1 rRNA gene is annotated in these 555 nt (G+C 55.5%); it reads left to right on the top strand.

What is annotated here, in order from left to right:
• Positions 1-384: 384 nt before the first annotated feature.
• A 23S ribosomal RNA gene (locus VXD91_RS07820) occupies positions 385-555 on the top strand; the annotation flags it as partial.

The raw sequence follows: 555 nt of genomic DNA, 5'->3' as shown, positions 1-555 counted from the left end.
CCCGTACAAATTGCGGGGCCAAGGTGGTTGGGATTGTCGCCGGCGCCTGTAGTGGGCTGCTTCGGCGGGTGCATATGACAACAAACGCTGATCAGCTGGGATGACACGTTGATCGAATGAATTGCCAGACACACTGTTGGGTCCTGAGACAACAGGCCCGTTCGCTCCCCTCCTGATGTGGGGGTGGGAGACGCCCCGGTTGCGGGGTGGGGGTTGTTGTTGCCTCACCGGTTTTGGTGGTGGGGTGTGGTGTTTGATTCGTGGATAGTGGTTGCGAGCATCTAACGCGCGCAGAATGTGTCGCCTACGGCTTCGGTCGTGGGTGTATGTGTCTGTGGGTGTTGATGTGCAATTTTGATTCTTGTTTTCAATTGGTTTTTTGTGTCGTAAGTGTTTAAGGGCGCATGGTGGATGCCTTGGCATCAGAGGCCGATGAAGGACGTAGGAGGCTGCGATAAGCCTCGGGGAGCTGCCAACCGAGCGTTGATCCGAGGATGTCCGAATGGGGAAACCCAGCACGAGTTATGTCGTGTTACCCACTGCTGAATATATAGG

Source organism: Mycobacterium sp. SM3041, assembly GCF_039668335.1.
In the GTDB taxonomy this organism is placed as follows: domain Bacteria; phylum Actinomycetota; class Actinomycetes; order Mycobacteriales; family Mycobacteriaceae; genus Mycobacterium.
Note: the sequence above shows the minus strand (reverse complement) of the source record. Positions and strands in the feature narration are given on the sequence as shown.